This is a genomic window from Paenibacillus sp. MMS20-IR301, assembly GCF_032302195.1.
Lineage (GTDB): Bacteria > Bacillota > Bacilli > Paenibacillales > Paenibacillaceae > Paenibacillus_AQ.
Map to the genome: position 1 here is coordinate 118,029 of NZ_CP135275.1, position 17,724 is coordinate 135,752.

General features: G+C 52.0%; 18 protein-coding genes. 17 read left to right on the forward strand and 1 reads right to left on the reverse strand.

Annotation, left to right across the window (positions count from 1 at the left end; translation table 11 throughout):
- Window positions 1–393: 393 nt before the first annotated feature.
- Window positions 394–1,314 (reverse strand): ArsR/SmtB family transcription factor, encoded by a 921-nt coding sequence (locus LOS79_RS00425; RefSeq protein WP_315415468.1) that lies wholly within the window; start codon window positions 1,312–1,314, stop codon window positions 394–396.
- 171 nt (window positions 1,315–1,485) lie between these two features.
- On the opposite strand from LOS79_RS00425, the gene LOS79_RS00430 reads away from it, so the two are divergent.
- The 17 genes from LOS79_RS00430 (at window position 1,486) to LOS79_RS00510 (ending at window position 17,699) form a co-directional block, all read left to right on the forward strand.
- Entirely contained in the window at window positions 1,486–3,270 is a 1,785-nt protein-coding gene (locus LOS79_RS00430; protein ID WP_315415469.1) for a glycoside hydrolase family 2 protein, read from the forward strand.
- A gap of 68 nt (window positions 3,271–3,338) precedes the next feature.
- On the forward strand, window positions 3,339–3,698 hold the full coding sequence (locus LOS79_RS00435; RefSeq protein WP_315415470.1) for a histidine triad nucleotide-binding protein: 360 nt from the start codon (window positions 3,339–3,341) through the stop codon (window positions 3,696–3,698).
- A gap of 140 nt (window positions 3,699–3,838) precedes the next feature.
- Window positions 3,839–4,012 carry a 30S ribosomal protein S21 gene (gene rpsU / locus LOS79_RS00440; protein ID WP_005547957.1) on the forward strand — a complete coding sequence of 58 codons (174 nt, stop codon included), beginning with the start codon at window positions 3,839–3,841 and terminating at the stop codon, window positions 4,010–4,012.
- Window positions 4,013–4,027: 15 nt separating this feature from the next.
- Complete coding sequence (locus LOS79_RS00445) at window positions 4,028–4,471, forward strand: GatB/YqeY domain-containing protein (protein WP_173128367.1); 444 nt, start codon at window positions 4,028–4,030, stop codon at window positions 4,469–4,471.
- A gap of 311 nt (window positions 4,472–4,782) precedes the next feature.
- On the forward strand, window positions 4,783–5,076 hold the full coding sequence (yqfC, locus tag LOS79_RS00450) for a sporulation protein YqfC (RefSeq protein ID WP_315415472.1): 294 nt from the start codon (window positions 4,783–4,785) through the stop codon (window positions 5,074–5,076).
- Window positions 5,073–6,254: a sporulation protein YqfD gene (yqfD, locus tag LOS79_RS00455; protein ID WP_315415474.1), complete on the forward strand. Its 1,182-nt coding sequence runs from the start codon at window positions 5,073–5,075 to the stop codon at window positions 6,252–6,254. Before yqfC ends, yqfD begins: the two co-directional genes overlap by 4 nt.
- Window positions 6,255–6,269: 15 nt before the next feature.
- Entirely contained in the window at window positions 6,270–7,241 is a 972-nt protein-coding gene (locus LOS79_RS00460; RefSeq protein ID WP_315415476.1) for a PhoH family protein, read from the forward strand.
- Window positions 7,242–7,258: 17 nt separating this feature from the next.
- Complete coding sequence (locus LOS79_RS00465) at window positions 7,259–9,538, forward strand: HD family phosphohydrolase (protein ID WP_315415478.1); 2,280 nt, start codon at window positions 7,259–7,261, stop codon at window positions 9,536–9,538.
- On the forward strand, window positions 9,510–10,013 hold the full coding sequence (ybeY, locus tag LOS79_RS00470) for an rRNA maturation RNase YbeY (RefSeq protein ID WP_315415480.1): 504 nt from the start codon (window positions 9,510–9,512) through the stop codon (window positions 10,011–10,013). The genes LOS79_RS00465 and ybeY overlap by 29 nt, the downstream gene beginning before the upstream one ends.
- Entirely contained in the window at window positions 10,013–10,408 is a 396-nt protein-coding gene (locus LOS79_RS00475; protein WP_315415482.1) for a diacylglycerol kinase family protein, read from the forward strand. The genes ybeY and LOS79_RS00475 overlap by 1 nt, the downstream gene beginning before the upstream one ends.
- 281 nt (window positions 10,409–10,689) lie before the next feature.
- Entirely contained in the window at window positions 10,690–11,109 is a 420-nt protein-coding gene (locus LOS79_RS00480) for a cytidine deaminase (protein ID WP_315415484.1), read from the forward strand.
- Between the two features lie 607 nt (window positions 11,110–11,716).
- Entirely contained in the window at window positions 11,717–12,607 is an 891-nt protein-coding gene (era, locus tag LOS79_RS00485) for a GTPase Era (RefSeq protein ID WP_315415486.1), read from the forward strand.
- A gap of 109 nt (window positions 12,608–12,716) precedes the next feature.
- The gene (locus LOS79_RS00490; protein ID WP_315415487.1) at window positions 12,717–12,860 is read left to right on the forward strand and encodes a YqzL family protein; all 144 of its coding nucleotides are present in this window, start codon (window positions 12,717–12,719) and stop codon (window positions 12,858–12,860) included.
- 36 nt (window positions 12,861–12,896) lie between these two features.
- The gene (gene recO, locus LOS79_RS00495) at window positions 12,897–13,652 is read left to right on the forward strand and encodes a DNA repair protein RecO (protein ID WP_315415489.1); all 756 of its coding nucleotides are present in this window, start codon (window positions 12,897–12,899) and stop codon (window positions 13,650–13,652) included.
- A 445-nt stretch (window positions 13,653–14,097) separates the two neighbouring features.
- Window positions 14,098–14,985, forward strand: coding sequence for a glycine--tRNA ligase subunit alpha (gene glyQ, locus LOS79_RS00500; RefSeq protein WP_315415490.1), 888 nt, complete (start codon window positions 14,098–14,100; stop codon window positions 14,983–14,985).
- Window positions 14,978–17,059 (forward strand): glycine--tRNA ligase subunit beta, encoded by a 2,082-nt coding sequence (glyS, locus tag LOS79_RS00505; protein WP_315415491.1) that lies wholly within the window; start codon window positions 14,978–14,980, stop codon window positions 17,057–17,059. Before glyQ ends, glyS begins: the two co-directional genes overlap by 8 nt.
- 172 nt (window positions 17,060–17,231) lie before the next feature.
- Complete coding sequence (locus LOS79_RS00510) at window positions 17,232–17,699, forward strand: YaiI/YqxD family protein (protein WP_315415492.1); 468 nt, start codon at window positions 17,232–17,234, stop codon at window positions 17,697–17,699.
- Window positions 17,700–17,724 lie beyond the last annotated feature (25 nt).

Genomic DNA, 17,724 nt, shown 5'->3' on the forward strand with positions numbered 1-17,724 from the left:
TAAGTGACGTTTATCCACCTAATTCCTGCAAAAGCCCCAAATCCGCGAAATTAAGATACGTTTGTCCAACTAAATAAAAAGTACTTAAGATTTGACGCGCAGCTTGACCGGGAAGCGGCGACCAGTCGGATTTCCGCCCGTCCGCCCCCAGAGCGCCGCCGTCCGCCCCCGTCCGCCCCCGTCCGCCCCCGGAGCGCAGCTGGCTACGACAGCCGGCGGCCGCGCAAGCTTCCGGAGCAGCTATCCTGAGGGAAGCTTTCAGGCGGACACAATCGCTCCTACAGTTCCAAACTTCTCTTCTGCCGCTTTTCCCTTATTGTATTTTCATGTTCAATCTATACAGTGCCTCTTAATGTAACTCCGCCTTCGGTGCGAAGTGTGCTGCTGGCTTTTTCAGTAGCTGATATTGACTTCGATGTCCTGCTCGTAATTCCCGAACTTCCTGCCGAACAGGCTGACGCCCCCGGGTCTGCGGGCAGTGGCATCCGATTCGATTCTGAACTGTATCTCTTCCATTGGAGCGACTGGGATATCCCGTGCGGCCACACCGGACAGGCGGATGCCGTCCATGAAGGTTCCTTCCTCAGCTATCAGCAGTGTCTTGAGCAATCCATGCTGGGTACTGCCCGGCTCCCACCACGCAGGGGTGAGCTTGCCCCTTACCGCCCCGAAATCTCCGGGTGAAGTCCAGGTTCCGACATTTACACCGTTTAGGCTAAATACAATATCCGATGGCCAGTCCTCCGCATAACCGGGAGCTTCAGAGCAGATTTCCAGCGAAATTCTTATACTCTTGATGCTTTGGCGCCCCATCAGATAATTGGGAATCCGGTAATCAATATGGCCGCTTCCGAACCATAGATGCTGGGCCTGGACATGCTCGGGCTCGGCAAAATAACGGGGATCATCACGCATGCCGATCAGCTTGGTCTCCGAGGCCAGTCCGCAGGTGGGGCGGACATTGAAGGCGACGTACTGGCCTACAGGAATGGATACTGCATAATGGTTCAGCGTATCCTCCTCTTGAGGTGCAGGTGTTCCTTCCGGGCGGAACCGCAGCATAATGCTGTCCTGCGCAAGAAAGCACTGCTTCTGCATGCCGCGTTTGCCGGAGATCATCCGCGAGGCGATGATTCCGCTCTCCTCCAGCTGCTGGACATGTTTGGCGATGATGGCGGAGGAGACGCCCAGCCTTTCCGCCATTTCTTTTATATTAAGCGCGTCAGTCTGCAATAATTGAATCATTTTTATACGGGTGCCAGAAGCCAGTGCTTCGAATAAGGGCAGATTCTGTTCGGTGATATCGAGGTTCATTCCTGTAATTCCTTTCCGTCTCTCTATAGTATTTTTATAATACAGCCTATAGGTTGATTAAACAAGTTAACGGTTGACGTATTGCGGAGATTATCATACAATCAGCTTGATTATACTTGACTATATCATTAATAATTAACTATTTAGTTAACTAAAAGGAGCGGTTTGTGCATGGAACAGTTGAATTCAGAGCAGCGCTTGACGGAAATGCCCCGTACAGAATACCCGAGACCCCAGTTCACCCGGAAGGACTGGCAGTGCCTCAATGGAGAGTGGGAGTTCGCATTTGACGATGGCAATGCAGGAGTCAAGGAGAAGTGGCAGGAACCTGGCCAGCCTTACCCGTTTAAGATCAACGTGCCGTTCACATTCCAGAGCAAGCTGAGCGGCATTGAAGACAGCGGGTTTCATGATGTTGTCTGGTACCGCAGGGCGCTGAATATCCCCGCTGAATGGCAGGGCCGGCGGATTATTCTGCATTTTGGCGCTGTGGATTATGATTCGAGAGTATGGGTTAACGGAAAACTGGCAGCGGTCCATGAAGGCGGACATACGCCGTTTCAGGCGGATATTACTGAATGCTTAAGCGAGGACGGTGTGAATACGCTGGTTGTGCGGGCGCAGGATTACAGCAGGGATGTTACCCTTCCGCGCGGCAAGCAGTATTGGCTGGAGGAATCGGCCAGCATATTCTATACCCGCACCACCGGCATTTGGCAGAGCGTCTGGGTGGAGCCTGTGCATGACATCCATCTGGGCAAGGTACAGCTGACTCCGGATATTGACCGGAACGAAATCCGGATTACTCCTGTAGTCAAAGGGCTTGCATACGGCGATAAGGTTTCTTTGGAAATCGCGATTTACTTTAAGGGTGAGCTGATCGCGGAGAACACGCAGTCAGTATCGGTGAGCAGCGGCAGCCGGGTCATTGAGGTGAATGATTTTGCCGAGCATGGACATGGACGGTTATGGAGTCCCGAGCAGCCCGATCTGTATGATATTCATTTCAGACTGCTTAGCGGCGGGAAGCTTCTGGACGAAGCAGAGAGCTATTTCGGAATGCGCAAGATAGCGGTCGAGAACGGGGTGCTATGCCTTAATAATCATCCGTATTATCAGCGGCTTGCACTCGATCAGGGGTATTTCCCGGAGGGGCTTCTTACCGCACCGAGCGACGGGGATTTGCAGAACGACGTACAGTGGGCGAAGGATCTTGGCTTCAACGGGGTCCGCAAGCACCAGAAGACGGAAGATCCGCGTTTCTTGTACTGGTGCGACAAGCTGGGGCTGCTGGTGTGGAGTGAAGCGGCAAATGCTTATGACTACTCTCGTGAGTATGTCCGCCGTTTCACTAAGGAATGGCAGGAGATTATGGAGCGCGATTACAATCATCCGTGCGTTGTGGCCTGGGTGCCGCTGAACGAGAGCTGGGGTGTACCGAATGTGAAGAACCACGCCGGCCAGCAGCATCATGGCCTGACGATGTATCACTTGACCAAATCACTGGATGACACCCGTCCGGTTGTGTTCAATGACGGCTGGGAGCATATCACCACGGATCTGATCACCATTCACGATTATGAGAGCCGCAAGGATGTGCTTGAGAAACGGTATGCTGACAGAGATACAGCCTTAGCGTCGGCTCCTTCCGGGAGAGCTATATTTGTCGGCGGCGGCGAGGATAAGGGCCAGCCCATCCTGGTCTCCGAATTCGGCGGCATTGCCTACAAGAAAAGTGACTGGGAAGGCTGGGGATATTCAGGAGCAGACAATGAAGAAGATTTCCTGAAGCGCCTGAAGGCGGTGCTGGACCCGATGTTCAGCTCGCCGGTCATCCAGGGCTTCTGCTATACCCAGCTGACGGATGTAGAGCAGGAGATCAACGGGCTGCTGACATATGACCGTAAGCCCAAAGCGCCTGTGGAAGAAATACGCCGTATCATTACAGCCGGTTGAAATTTCCTCCGAATGCTGTATAGTGGACGCATAGTGCAAATTTTTTATTTCCGGGAGGCACTGTCCACATGACTACTGTGTTCAGCAAAATAATTGAAGGTAGTATTCCATGCAACAAAGTGTTTGAAAATGAGCGGATTCTGGCATTTCACGATATTGAGCCTGCAGCTCCTGTGCATGTGCTGATTATTCCGAAGAAGGTCATCGCTTCCATGAATGATGTCCAGACCGAGGACCTGCCGCTGATTGGCGAGATTCATGCCGTCGCCCAGCAGCTTGCGGCAGAGCTGGGGATCGCTGAGACCGGATACCGGCTGATTAACAACTGCGGACCGGATAGCGGCCAGGCGGTTGCCCATCTGCATTATCATCTGCTGGGCGGAGCCAGACTCGGCGCCCTGACCGGGAATTCTGCTTCCCACGCCTGATAAGGATTTTTTTACCAGCAGGCCGCCTAAAAAAAGAATAACACGAAGGTTGACACCTTATTTAGCTTTGACCTATAATGTAGTTTGATGAACCGTGTTGTTATGCTCTTGGACGGTCTGGTCGGAGGGAGGGAAAACTGGTGTCTGAAACGAAAGTTCGCAAAAACGAGACAATTGATGCTGCACTTCGTCGCTTTAAACGCTCCATTGCTAAAGATGGTGTCTTGGCTGAGGTGAAGAAACGCAAGCATTATGAGAAGCCAAGCGTAAAGCGCAAGAAGAAGTCTGAGGCTGCTCGTAAGAGAAAGTTTTAGGAGGATTACCCACGCATGAATCTTAGCGAACGATTGAACGAAGATATGAAGCAAGCGATGAAGAGTAAGGACAAGTTCACACTCTCCACCATTCGAATGGTTCGTTCTACAATAAAGTATCTTGAAATAGATTTGAAGAGAACATTAGACGACAACGAAGTGCTTGATATCCTTAGTCGTGAAATCAAACAGCGCAAAGATGCCCTCCAAGAATTTGAAGCAGCGGGTCGTGAAGAACTTGCCGCGAGTACGAAGGCAGAAATCGAGATTATCATTAAATATCTTCCCGAACAGCTTTCCGAAGAAGAAATTAAAGTAATTGTACAGCAGACCATCCAGGAAACCGGTGCTTCTTCGAAAAGTGAAATGGGTAAGGTAATGAGCGCGCTGATGCCTAAGGTCAAAGGCCGCGCCGATGGTAAACTCGTGAACCAGGCGGTTCAGCAATTTCTGCAATAAACTAACGCTAGCACCCCTTTAATTAGGGGTGTTTTTCGTTATTCCCCTTAGGAATTCCCTCCGGTTAACCTAACACCCTAATGTATGTCTACTAAGCACATCTTACATGTGCTGTAAAATAACAAAATAATGTAGAATAATGTGATTTCTTATCATTAACCCAATGTTATAGATAAGGGCAGAATATTTCGTCTGTCCTTATTTGTGTTTCTTAGTTGTAAGAGCCTGCTTGCAATGATGTGAGTTTTGCTCATAAAAAAGTGCTGCCCCGCATAAGGTGTACAGAAGGCAGGAAGGGGGAGCGTCTACTTATGACCCGTATCGGCCGCAGGCTGCGGGGATGGACAAACGGGGTACTGGATCTTCCGCAGGATGTGCTGCAGGAGATGCCCCGGATCACCCTGATCGGCAATAAGGAGCTGTATATTGAGAACCACCGCGGCGTGCTGCATTTCTCTTCAGAGCAGCTCAGGCTGGCGCTCGCCAAAGGCTATCTGGAGATTTCCGGCGAAGGGCTGGTTATCCGCAATATTTTGGGCCAGGAGCTGGCTGTGGTCGGTATAATCGGTGAAATCAGGTATAAGGAAAGTGGGGATAATCCATGAAAGAGCCGCCTCTGTCATCACTGCGGGGGTTCGTTACACTGCATGTGACGGGACCGCAGGTGGAAAGGTTTATCAACGCTGTAACCGGAGCGGGCATCGTCATCTGGGATGTGAGGCCTGCCGGGAACGGCGCTTCCCTGAAGCTGCTGCTGGATGACTTTTTCAGGCTCCGCCCGCTCCTCAGGGAGACAGGCTGCCGGATGCATGTGACGGAGCGGAGCGGGATACCGTTCCGGGCGGCGCGCCTGTGGAAGCGGAAGTTTTTTGCCGCAGGACTGCTGATCTTCGGTATCGGGCTGCTGCTGCTCTCTTCAATGGTCTGGGAGGTCAAGGTTGAAGGGAATACCCGCATTGCCAGTGAAGATATACTGGAAGCTGCCCGCCAAGAGGGCGTATACCCGTTTCAGTGGATCTGGCGTATGGAGGAGTCGGACAAGCTCTCCAGGGAGCTGACCACGCTGGTGCCGGGGTTGACCTGGGCCGGCTTTCACCGGACGGGGACGAGCATCACGATTCAGGTCGTCGAGGCCGACCGTCCTGAGGATAAGCCGCTGCACAGCAAACGCCATCTGATCAGCCGTACCGATGCAGTGGTCACCGAAATCTATGCAGAGCAGGGCCGGCCGGTCGTCAGCCGTAATACACGTGTGAAAAAAGGGGATATTCTGATCTCCGGGACGCTGGGCGATGAAGAAAACATGGAGTTTGTAGTAGCCAAAGGCGAGGTTAAAGGCCTGGTATGGCATGAATATAATCTGGAGGTTCCGCTTAAGCGGACCGGCAGCTCCTACACGGGAGAACGCAAGGACCGCTTATATCTCGTTCTGGGCAACTGGGCGATTCAGCTGTGGGGCTACGGCGATTCCGGCTTTGCCAAGTCGCGTACGCTTGCTGAGCCTGACATGCTTTCCTGGCGGTCATTTCAGCTGCCGCTGGGCCTGATGAATGAGAAGGAGCTGGAAATTAAGTATACCGCCGAGACACTGAGTGCAGAGGCTGCGCGCGATGAAGGCCTGGCACGGGCCAAGAGTGATATTATGGCGCGGTACGGCACGGACAGCGTAATCAAAAGTCAAAAAATTTTGCATGAGAAGAAAGAGAATGGTAAAGTTTATATGAAAGTGCTGTTTGAAGTGGAAGAGAGAATCGCGGAAGAACTTCCGATAGTAAACAATTGAGGAGAATGAGGCTACTTGTCAGAACAGACTGCAAACATTCGTATATCTTTGCACACTGCGGGAGAAGCACAATCCCTGTTTGGACCGCAGGATGGATTCCTGAAAATTATCGAGAGAGAAATTCCGGCGGTGATCGACTCGCGCGAGGCTGAAATCACCATTCGCGGCGCTGAGCGGGAAGTGGACATGCTGGCCCAGCTGTTTAACGTGCTGCTGTCGCTGGTACGCGGCGGTTACATATTGAGTGAACGGGATGTGCAGTATGCCGTGGAGCTGGCGAAGGATTTCCGGGCTGACCAGCTGCTTGACCTGTTCAAGGGTGAGATTACAACAACTTTCCGCGGTAAACCTATCCGGGTCAAAACGATCGGCCAGAAGCATTATGTGACAACGATTAAGAAACGTGATATCGTCTTTGGCATCGGGCCGGCGGGAACGGGTAAGACCTATCTTGCCGTGGTCCTTGCAGTAACGGCGCTGAAGGAAGGCTCGGTCAAGCGTATCGTGCTGACGCGTCCGGCTGTAGAGGCAGGAGAGAACCTGGGCTTCCTTCCGGGAGATTTGCAGGAGAAGGTAGATCCGTATCTCCGGCCGCTCTACGACGCCTTATACGACGTTATGGGGCCTGATCAGGTCGCGAAGGCGCTTGAACGCGGGCTGATCGAGATAGCACCGCTTGCCTATATGCGCGGGCGTACTCTGGAGGATGCTTTTATTATCCTCGATGAAGCCCAGAATACTACACCAGAACAAATGAAAATGTTCCTCACCCGGCTGGGCTTCGGCTCCAAGATGGTCATCACGGGCGATGTGACCCAGATTGACCTGCCGCGCGGCAAGAAGTCAGGGCTGATCGAAGCCAAAACGATTTTATCCGGCATTGAGGAGCTTGGCTTTGTCTATTTCGCAGAGCAGGACGTAGTCCGTCATTCCCTGGTGCAGAAAATTATCGTTGCCTATGACCGCTCTGCCGAAAACCTCCAATAAAAAAGGGGATTGTCTTCATGGCCTCAAAGCAACCAGCAAAATTAAGCGGATTTGTATATAGTACAGGCGGATGGAAGTATAGCGCGGTTTCGCGCTATGCTCTTTTCCTGTTATTGGGGCTTGTTTTCTACTTTAGTTTGTCCTCTGATCTCCTGCCCAAAAAGTATGATATAAAAGAGGGCACACGCAGTGCCAAGGAAATTACAGCGCCCAAGCAAATCCCGGACACCAACGCGAAGCTGAAAGCCCAGGAAATCGCTGCTGAAAATGTAACAAACCGGTATACGATCATACCGATGAGAACCGAGAACCTTGTTACCATGCTGCTGGACAGAATAGACCGCCTGAATCAGGATGATACGATTTCGCAAAGCGAAAAGACGGAGATCTACCGTGAAGTGATTCCGGAGCGGACCAATGATTTTATTCTGAATTTTGTTGCAGTGAGCAGTAAGGCAGGAACGTATTCAGAGCATCTGCTGGATGAAATGCAATCGGTAATCAAGGACCAGGCCTATGTAATTCCGGAAGAAATCTATATTAAAATTCCGCGGCTGACCTCCCAGGACATCATTGAGATGAAGCCGGTTGCCCGGGAAATTGTCATCAAGCTGATGAATGATCAGATTGTGGATGCCCAGACCGCACGCGCCAAGGTGGCGGAGCAGGTCAGTATCAGCTCGCTGAACCAGCGTACAGCCCGTGAGGTGGTACAGGAACTGGTGCGGCTGGTTATTACCGCTAATAAGTTCTATGACGAGGAAGCAACCAAGGAAGCCAAAGTGCTCGCCCGGCAAAATACCCCGGATGTGTTCATTGAGCAGGGGGATGTGCTCGTCGCCAAAAATCAGGAGATAACCCCGGAGCTTTACAAGCTTTTGGATGAGAACGGCCTTTTGAGCAAAGAGGTCAATTACTGGCCGCAATTCGGGCTGCTGCTGCTGTCCGCGCTGCTGTCCTTTGGTCTGATGACCTTCATCCGTTATAACGGCGGAGCCTCCGGATTCAAGTATAATAACTCCCAGCTGCTCATGCTGGTGCTGGTATTTGTAATCACTATTATCACGATGAAGCTGGCTGCGTTCCTGCAGACGGATGTCCGTACTTATATCGGTTATCTGGCTCCGGTAGCTATAGGCGCTATGCTGATTTCCATGCTGCTGGATATGACTTTGGCGTACTTCTGTTCGATCCTGTTCAGTATTCTGGCCAGCATTATTCTGAATGTGCAGCAGAATACCGTCTTTGATTTCACCTTCGGGTACTTTGCACTTGTTGTCAGCTATGTCGCCATCTTCGCTACCCACCGGGCAGGCCAGCGCGGTACACTGCTCAAGGGCGGAATTATGGTTTCGCTATTCGGCTGCCTGACTGTAGCCATCCTGACCATGCTGGGCGGAGGGGTATGGAATGAGACCAATACGCTGTATGCACTGGGCTTCTCTTTTGCCGGCGGCCTGCTGACTGCAGTGCTTGTAATTGGCCTTATGCCGTTCTTCGAGGCTACCTTCGGCATTCTGTCTGCGCTGAAGCTCGTTGAATTGTCGAACCCGAACCATCCGCTGCTGCGCAAGCTGCTTACAGAGACGCCGGGAACCTATCACCATAGTGTCATGGTCGGCAACCTGTCCGAGGCTGCTGCTGAAGCGATTGGAGCGGACGGCCTGCTGTGCCGGGTCGGCTCATACTATCATGATATCGGCAAGACGAAACGGCCGTTCTACTTCATAGAGAACCAGAACAATATGGAGAATCCGCATGACTCAATCGAACCGAAGCTGAGCAAATCCATCATAGTGGCGCATGCCCGGGACGGGGTGGAGATGCAGAAGGAATACAAGCTGCCAAAGCCGATCCGTGATATTGCCGAGCAGCATCATGGCACGACCTTCCTGCATTATTTTTATCATAAAGCACTGAAGATCGCTGAGGAAAAAGGCGTGGAGCCTGATTTCACCGAAGAGGATTTCCGTTATCCCGGACCGAAGGCGCAGTCGAAGGAATCCGCCGTTGTCGGCATCGCCGACAGTGTGGAAGCGGCTGTGCGCTCACTCCGCAAGCCTACCGTTGTGCAGGTAGAGACGATGATCGAGAAGATTATCAAGAGCCGGCTGGATGACCATCAGTTCGATGAATGCGACCTGACGATCAAGGAGCTGGACATTATAGCGCGGACACTGAAAGAAACAGTAATGGGCATATTCCATTCGCGGATCGAATACCCCGAGGATGTGCGCAAGCCCAAAAAAGAGGAAGGAGCCGGTAAAAATGAGCCTGAGCGTCGTGTGGAACAATGAACAGGAAGAGCATGAAATTAATAATGAGCTGATCGTACTGCTGGAGAGTATTCTGCAGAAGGCAGGCGAAGTGGAAGGATTGGATGAAGGCGAAGTGGATCTTACCTTTGTCGATAATGAACGTATACATGAGCTGAATCTGGAGTACCGGGGCATCGACCGTCCGACAGATGTACTGTCTTTCGCGATGAACGAGACCGGGGAAGATGAGCTTGAGATCATATATGCAGTTTCAGAAGATGAGGATGAAGATCAAGACGAAGTCCCCAATGTGCTGGGAGATATCATTATCTCTGTAACCCGCGCCCAGGAGCAGGCACTGGAATACGGCCATTCCCTGGAGCGGGAGCTGGGCTTCCTGTTCGTACACGGCTTCCTGCATCTGCTGGGTTACGATCATCAGGATGCGGAGTCTGAAGCGGAGATGATGGCGAAGCAGGAGCATGTACTGGCTCAGGTCGGGTTGACACGCTAATGGTCAAGAATACGGCGGTGGGCCACAAAAAATTCTGGCATTCTTTTCGCTTTGCAGCTCACGGCATTGCCGCGGCCTTCAAATCGGAGCTGAATATGAAGGTGCACAGCTGCCTGGCTGTTCTGGTGCTGGCCGCCGCCGCTGTGCTCAGGCTTCCCGTATCAAGCTGGATGCTGCTGCTCCTGGCAATCACGCTTGTGCTGACGGCCGAACTGCTGAATACGGCGATTGAAGCGACGATTGACCTGGTCTCGCCGGAGATCCATCCCTTGGCTAAGAAGGCCAAAGATACCGCCGCAGGAGCTGTGCTGCTCACGGCGGTGTTTGCCGTTATTGCGGGAATCTATGTTTTTTATCATCCGGTGATGGACTGGATCAGCAGTCTTATGTCATAATCAGCTTACAACTTTAGCATATGGGAGAGGCGGAATCGCTTTGGTGCGCTCCGTCCTCTTGTCATCCGCCAAGATTTATGCTTACGAAGAGAGTTTTGTACGAAGAATACTCAAGGTGGCGGATGCTCACAAAACTAAGATTATGCTTACGAAGAGAGTTTTGTACGAAGAATATTCAAGGTGGCGGATGCTCACAAAACTAAGATTATGCTTACGAAGTAAGTTTTGTACGAAGAATATTCAAGGTGGCGGATGCTCACAAAACTTTTAGGAGGACAAATATGGATTCTGCTCTATTATTGCAGGAAGCAATTAAGGCAAGAACCAATGCATACATTCCGTATTCCCGTTTCGGAGTCGGCGCGGCGCTGCTGGATCAGGACGGGAATGTTCATCATGGCTGCAATATTGAGAATGCTGCTTACGGTCCGACTAATTGTGGTGAACGGACCGCGATGTTCCGTGCGATTGCTGACGGGCACAAGCCTGGCACCTTCAAAGCCATCGCTGTAGTTGCAGATACCGATGGCCCTGTATCCCCTTGCGGCGTCTGCCGCCAGGTGATGGTTGAGCTCTGCGGACCCGACATGCCGGTAATCCTCGGCAACCTGAAGGGTGACATACTGGAGACCACAGTCCGCGAACTGCTTCCCGGCGCCTTTGGTCCTGCGGACCTGGAGCAGGGTCAGGCGGCGGAGTAAGGGTCAGTTAGTTGGAGTGTTTGGTTCGTGCTGAGTGTAACTATCATAGTTAAGCTGCATTTTGTACAACTAAAGTTCCGCTCAGTCTGCGATACTCAGGTATAACTGCAGAATGTACACTTATATTTGCTGAATAGGCCGAAAACAGCCTCTATATCTCGAAATAGCTGTACGAAATACACTTAAATCCATGAAAGTTCTGATTCTAACGAGAATAAGTGTACAAAATACAGTCAAGTGTGTTTTGGAGGAAGTATGTTTTGGAGGAATTAGGTTTGGTTCAAGTCTGGTTAGGTGTGATTTAGGTATGGTTCAGACGTGAATTAGGTGCGGCTCAGGTGCGGTTCAGGTATGGTCCAGATGTTCAAGTAACCAGTTTTCCCGCGCCGTCGTCAAGCGTGTTCCCGCAGGGAACGAAAAGCGCTTATGCTCCAATCCGCCCGCCTAGGCACCGAACACTTCGCCCACGCCAGTTCCGGGTGTCCAGAGGGCCGGGGCCCTTGGGGTCCCCCTTGGCGAAGGGGGATTTAGGGGGATCGAAAAGTTTTTAAAAGCTCTTCAGCATTTTAAAACAAAGACCAAGCTGTAAGATAAATAGGAGGATTATATGAAATTCAAATCAGGGTTTGTCGCCATTGTCGGCAGACCGAACGTAGGCAAGTCGACACTGATGAATCAGGTGATCGGCCAGAAGATCGCTATTATGTCGGACAAGCCGCAGACCACCCGCAACAAAATTCATGGCGTATATACCGCCAATAATTCGCAGATCGTGTTCCTGGACACGCCGGGTATCCATAAGCGGCAATCCAAGCTGGGCGATTATATGAACCAGACAGCGATGAGTACGCTGCATGAGGTCGAGGCTGTACTGTTCCTGGTGGATGCTTCCGAGGGGCTGGGCGGCGGTGACCGCTTTATTATCGAGCAGCTGGGCTCCGTCAAGACACCGGTAATCCTTGTAATGAACAAGATTGACAAGATCGATCCGGAAGAGCTGCTGCCGATGATTGTAGAATATAACAAGCTGTACGAGTTTGCCGAGATTGTTCCAATTTCCGCCAAAGCAGGCAGCAATGTGAATACGCTGCTGGAGCAGGTGCAGAAGTATCTGCCGGAAGGCCCGCAGTATTATCCGGACGATCAGATTACGGATCACCCGGAGCAGTTCGTCTGCGCGGAGCTGATCCGTGAGAAGATTCTGCATCTGACCCGCGAAGAAGTGCCGCATTCCATTGCGGTTGCCATTGAGGATATGCGGGTTGAACAGAATGGCGTTGTGCATATTTCTGCGATTATTTTTGTCGAGCGTGATTCACAGAAGGGGATCATTATCGGGAAGCAGGGGGCGCTGCTGAAGGAAGTCGGACGGCGCGCACGGACGGATATCGAGAACCTGCTGGGCTCGAAGATTTTCCTGGAACTATGGGTAAAAGTGAAAAAAGACTGGCGCAACCAGGACCGCGTACTCCGCGATCTGGGCTTCCACAAAGAATAATAATTTCCTCTCTGCGCCGCCCTGGCAGGAATTGCAAGGATAGATCCGTCAGCTTCGCACATCCTATTTCTGAAGAGACATCGTGTTTCCGAAGAAAGGATGAATACGAATGCGGAACTTTTCGTGGAAGTATTTTGCAATGACTGGAGATGTCGATGCGTATTTGCTGTACAGGGAAGCTGGCAATTCGCCGGAAGGCAGTGAGCTTGTGCCTGCGGAGGAAGAGATGGTTCTTAATGAAGAAGCCGAATAAGGACTGGTTGCTGGCCGAGTGGCTGGGGGAAGAAGCATGCTACACAGGGTGGAAGGGATCGTCATCCGCAGCATGGACTACGGTGAGGGGAACGCCATTATTACGCTTTGCACCGAGAACGCCGGCAAGGTAGGTGTACTGGTACGCGGGGCGAAAAAGGTTAAAAGCCGCCATGCTGCTCTGATCCAGTTGTTCACAACCGGAGAATTCGTGTTTTTCCGCAATAACGGCGGGCTGGGCACATTAAATGCCGGAGAGATTACGAAATCTCATCACAAGCTGCGTGAGGACCTGGTTAAGGCAGCCTATGCTTCCTATGCGTGCGAGCTGCTTGACCGGGTGCTGCATGATGAAGAAACGGGCAGCTTCTGGTTCCGCCAGCTGTCTGCCTGCCTCAATGCGCTTGAAGAGGATAAGGAACCGGGCATTATTATTAACGTTTTCGAGATGAAGGTTCTGCAGGCGGCAGGTTACGGTCCGCAGCTGGATGCCTGCATCGTATGCGGTAAGGAGAAGCCGGATGAGGAGCTGAGAATCAGCCCGCGTCTGGGCGGCGTGCTGTGCCGCAGCTGCCGGCATAATGATCCTCCGGCCCTGGAGATTTCGCCGCGCGCCCTGAAGCTGCTGCGTGTGTTCGCCGCACTTGATTTAACCCGGCTCGGCAATGTCGGTGTGAAGCCGGAGACCCGCGCCGAACTTAAAGCTATCATGCGGTCATTTATGGATATGCAGCTGGGCCTGAGACTGAAGTCGCAGAGCTTTCTTGATCAGCTCGATAAATACAATATTTGACGAAATCCGAATTATCCGTTACTATAAATTCAGTTTCTTTATAGCAATGCCGTGATTGCTCCGGAATACGGAGACAGTGCAGTGATCGGGAAAGTAATGAATTAATTGCCTTACTTCAGCGAACCGGGGACAGTGGAAGCCTGGCAGGCCAATATTCATGAACAGGGCACCCGGGAGTACGGAAGCGGCAGCATGAAAAGTGGATTTCGCGAAGCGTAATCAAGTAGGGTGGAACCGCGGGAGAAGAATTCAAAGCTCTCGTCCCTATGTCTGTTAATCAGGCATGGGGGCGGGAGCTTTTTTGCCTTGAGGCGGGGAAGCGGAAGACGAATCTTTCATAACCTGCAGCAGGGATACAGAAGCTGGTGCCGCCTCCAATGCGGGCAGCAAGAGTCAGTTACATGCAGGCAGCAGTACACACTTGTAAAGCGAAGGAGTCGGTAGTATGAACTTTCAGCAGATGATTCTGACACTGCAGCAGTTCTGGGCAGCCCAGAACTGTATTCTCGTCCAGCCGTATGATACGGAAAAAGGGGCGGGTACGATGAACCCTATGACCTTTTTGCGTTCCCTCGGTCCGGAGCCCTGGAAAGTGGCTTATGTGGAGCCTTCACGCCGCCCGTCCGACGGACGTTACGGGGAGAATCCGAACCGCCTGTACCAGCATCACCAGTTCCAGGTCATTATCAAGCCGTCCCCGGACAATATCCAGGAGCTGTATCTGGACAGCCTGAAGGCACTCGGAGTTGATCCGCTGCTGCATGATATCCGGTTCGTTGAAGATAACTGGGAGAATCCTTCCCTGGGCTGCGCAGGCCTCGGCTGGGAAGTGTGGCTGGACGGTATGGAAATTACACAGTTCACCTACTTCCAGCAGGTAGGCGGCATCGAAGCAAGTCCGGTCGCAGTAGAAATTACTTACGGTATGGAACGCCTGGCTTCCTATATTCAGGAGAAGGAAAATGTCTTCGATCTGGAGTGGGTGGACGGAATGACTTACGGCGATGTATTCCATCAGCCGGAGGTGGAGCATTCCACGTATACCTTTGAAGTATCCAATGTGGCCATGCTGTTCAACCTGTTCAACACTTATGAAGAGGAAGCACGCAGAGCGATGGAGAACCATCTGGTCTTCCCGGCCTATGACTACGTGCTGAAATGCTCGCATACGTTCAACCTGCTGGATGCGCGCGGAGCGATCAGCGTAACCGAACGCACAGGCTTTATTACAAGAGTACGTAATCTTGCCCGCACTGTTGCGGCAACATATCTGGAGGAACGCGAGAAGCTGGGCTTCCCGCTGCTGAAGAAAGAAGGTGCTGACCGTGTCTAAAGATATTTTGTTCGAGATCGGTCTCGAGGAAATCCCGGCCCGCTTTATCCGTGCGGCTATGGAGCAGCTGAAGGACAGAACCGTGAAATGGCTTGAGGCTTCACGGATCAGCAACAGCGGTGTCACCGCTTATGCCTCGCCGCGCCGGCTTGCCGTACTCGTTAAGGATGCTGCTGAGCGGCAGGAGGATGTAAGTGAGGAAGTCAAGGGGCCTTCGCGCAAGATTGCACAGGATGAGAGCGGCGGATGGAGCAAGGCTGCACTTGGTTTTGCCCGCAGCCAGGGAGTAGATCCGGAGCAGTTTACCTTCAAAGAGCTGGCCGGTGTGGAGTATATCTATGCCACCAAGAACAGCACCGGGATTGAAACAGCCTCCCTGCTGTCTGAAGGTCTTACCGGCATTGTAAGTGCGATGACCTTCCCGAAAAATATGCGCTGGGGCGCTTATGACTTCAAGTTTGTCCGTCCGATCCGCTGGCTGGTTGCCCTCTTCGGCGAGGAGATCATCGATCTGGAAATTACCGGAGTCAAAGCCGGAAATGTAAGCCGCGGCCACCGTTTTCTTGGGCAGGAAGCCGTTATTGCTGAACCGGCTGTGTACGTGGAAGCCCTGCGCAGCCAGCATGTGCTGGCAGATGTAGAGGAACGCCAGCAGCTTATCTTGAACGGAATCAACAAGCTGGCTGAAGAGAAGAACTGGACGATTGCCATCAAGGAGGATCTGCTGGAGGAAGTATTGTTCCTCGTAGAAACACCTGCCGTATTGTTCGGTACATTCGATCCGGCTTTCCTGAACATCCCGCAGGATGTGCTGATTACCTCGATGCGTGAGCATCAGCGTTATTTCCCGGTGTTTGGGGAGGACAACAAGCTGCTGCCGTTCTTCGTAACGGTGCGTAACGGTAATGAAGTATCGCTGGACGTGATTGCCAAAGGTAATGAGAAGGTGCTGCGCGCCCGCTTGCAGGACGCCAAATTCTTCTATGAAGAGGATCAGAAGCTGCAGATTAACGATGCGCTGGCGAAGCTCGAGAACATTGTATATCACGAGGATCTGGGCAGTGTCGGTGACAAGGTCCGCCGGATCCGGGCAATCGCTGACCGGCTCGCTGTGAAGCTCGAGCTGCCGGCGGCAGCTCAAGCTGAAGTCAGCCGCACCGCAGATATCTGCAAATTTGACCTCGTAACGCAAATGGTCGGTGAATTCCCCGAGCTGCAGGGCACCATGGGTGAAGATTATGCCCGCAAAGCCGGTGAATCAGACCATGTATCCCAAGCAATCTTCGAGCACTACCAGCCGCGCTTTGCCGGGGACAGCGTTCCTTCGACAGAGGCGGGTCTCGTAGTCAGTCTCGCTGATAAAATCGATACCATTGTCGGCTGCTTCTCCATCGGCATTATCCCGACCGGCTCACAGGATCCTTATGCACTGCGCCGTCAGGCAGCAGGCATTGTGCAGATCGTGCTGGAGCATCAGCTCAGCATCAGCCTGCAGGAAATTTTTGCTGCGGCACTGGACGTTCATGAAAGTTTACGTGCAGAGAAACATTTCACGCCCGAACTGCGTATAAACCTGTACGAGTTCTTCGGCCTGCGCGTAAAACGCCTGTTATCCGACAATAATGTCCGGTATGATGTTGTGGATGCGGCGACTGCTGCCGGCTTTGATGATATCGTTGATGTGGTGGGCAGAAGCCTTGCACTGATGAACGCCGTAACAGATATAGCGGATTTCAAAATCACAGTAGATTCGCTGACCCGTGTCAGCAATCTGGCCGCCAAAGCACCTGAAGGTGCTGTAATTGAGCCTTCCCTGCTTAAGGAAGAGGCGGAACAGAAGCTGTATGAGACCTGGCAGGGGATTCACGAGCCTTACCGTGCTGCACTCGGTGTGCGGCATGCTGCTGAAGCTCTGCAGATTCTTGCCGGAATCGAAAGCACCGTTACCGGATTCTTCGACTCCGTAATGGTTATGGCTGAGGACGAGGCGATCCGCACGAACCGCCTGGCGCTCCTGGCAGGAATTCATGCAGATTCCAAGCTGTTTGCCGATTTCGGCAAGCTGGTGTGGTAACCAGGCTGTATTTTGCTTAATGTTTGTGATTTATGGTATAGATTGAGGGTTTAGGGTATAAATATACGGAACGGTGCCAATGCGTAAGTTGACATCCGTTCCGTATTTATGCTTTTCAAAGAAGGATTTCTGTCAGGCGGAGCGTATATATATTACACGGGATCTGGTGAAGATGATGGAAAGTTCCCCAAGAAAGATTGTGGTGGACGGGGATGCCTGTCCGGTCAAGCAAGAGATAATTGCCGTTGCCCGCAGCTTTGGCACTCCGGTACTGATGGTGTCTTCCTACGATCATGTGTTGAGGGCCGAAGAAGGGGTAGCCGTTGTTCAGGTTGACCGCGGGGCAGACAGTGCCGATCTGTATATCGCCAATCATATTTCGGCAGGAGATATTGTTGTTACGCAGGATTACGGGCTGGCGGCACTGGCACTTGGCAAACGCTGCAGGGTGCTCTCGAACCGGGGGCAGGAGTACGAGGATTCAACAATGGATTTCATGCTTGAGGGCAGACATGCCCGGGCGGTTGAGCGGCGGCGCGGACATTATTCCAAAGGTCCGAAAGCGATCACCGCAGAAGAAAAAAATCTTTTTCAACATAAACTGACAAAACTTTTAACTTTTTTGCAGGAGAATGTGTAACAATAGCGAATTATATTTATTTGTT

Bases quoted from the DNA above. Each gene is read 5' to 3' on its own strand.
- yqfC (WP_315415472.1), top strand. From the start codon at position 4,783: ATGACCCGTATCGGCCGCAGGCTGCGGGGATGGACAAACGGGGTACTG.
- LOS79_RS00480 (WP_315415484.1), top strand. From the start codon at position 10,690: ATGGATTCTGCTCTATTATTGCAGGAAGCAATTAAGGCAAGAACCAAT.
- ybeY (WP_315415480.1), top strand. From the start codon at position 9,510: ATGAGCCTGAGCGTCGTGTGGAACAATGAACAGGAAGAGCATGAAATT.
- recO (WP_315415489.1), top strand. From the start codon at position 12,897: ATGCTACACAGGGTGGAAGGGATCGTCATCCGCAGCATGGACTACGGT.
- LOS79_RS00475 (WP_315415482.1), top strand. From the start codon at position 10,013: ATGGTCAAGAATACGGCGGTGGGCCACAAAAAATTCTGGCATTCTTTT.
- LOS79_RS00465 (WP_315415478.1), top strand. From the start codon at position 7,259: ATGGCCTCAAAGCAACCAGCAAAATTAAGCGGATTTGTATATAGTACA.
- LOS79_RS00435 (WP_315415470.1), top strand. From the start codon at position 3,339: ATGACTACTGTGTTCAGCAAAATAATTGAAGGTAGTATTCCATGCAAC.
- LOS79_RS00425 (WP_315415468.1), bottom strand. From the start codon at position 1,314: ATGAACCTCGATATCACCGAACAGAATCTGCCCTTATTCGAAGCACTG.
- LOS79_RS00510 (WP_315415492.1), top strand. From the start codon at position 17,232: ATGATGGAAAGTTCCCCAAGAAAGATTGTGGTGGACGGGGATGCCTGT.
- LOS79_RS00430 (WP_315415469.1), top strand. From the start codon at position 1,486: ATGGAACAGTTGAATTCAGAGCAGCGCTTGACGGAAATGCCCCGTACA.
- era (WP_315415486.1), top strand. From the start codon at position 11,717: ATGAAATTCAAATCAGGGTTTGTCGCCATTGTCGGCAGACCGAACGTA.
- LOS79_RS00490 (WP_315415487.1), top strand. From the start codon at position 12,717: ATGCGGAACTTTTCGTGGAAGTATTTTGCAATGACTGGAGATGTCGAT.
- yqfD (WP_315415474.1), top strand. From the start codon at position 5,073: ATGAAAGAGCCGCCTCTGTCATCACTGCGGGGGTTCGTTACACTGCAT.
- LOS79_RS00445 (WP_173128367.1), top strand. From the start codon at position 4,028: ATGAATCTTAGCGAACGATTGAACGAAGATATGAAGCAAGCGATGAAG.
- glyQ (WP_315415490.1), top strand. From the start codon at position 14,098: ATGAACTTTCAGCAGATGATTCTGACACTGCAGCAGTTCTGGGCAGCC.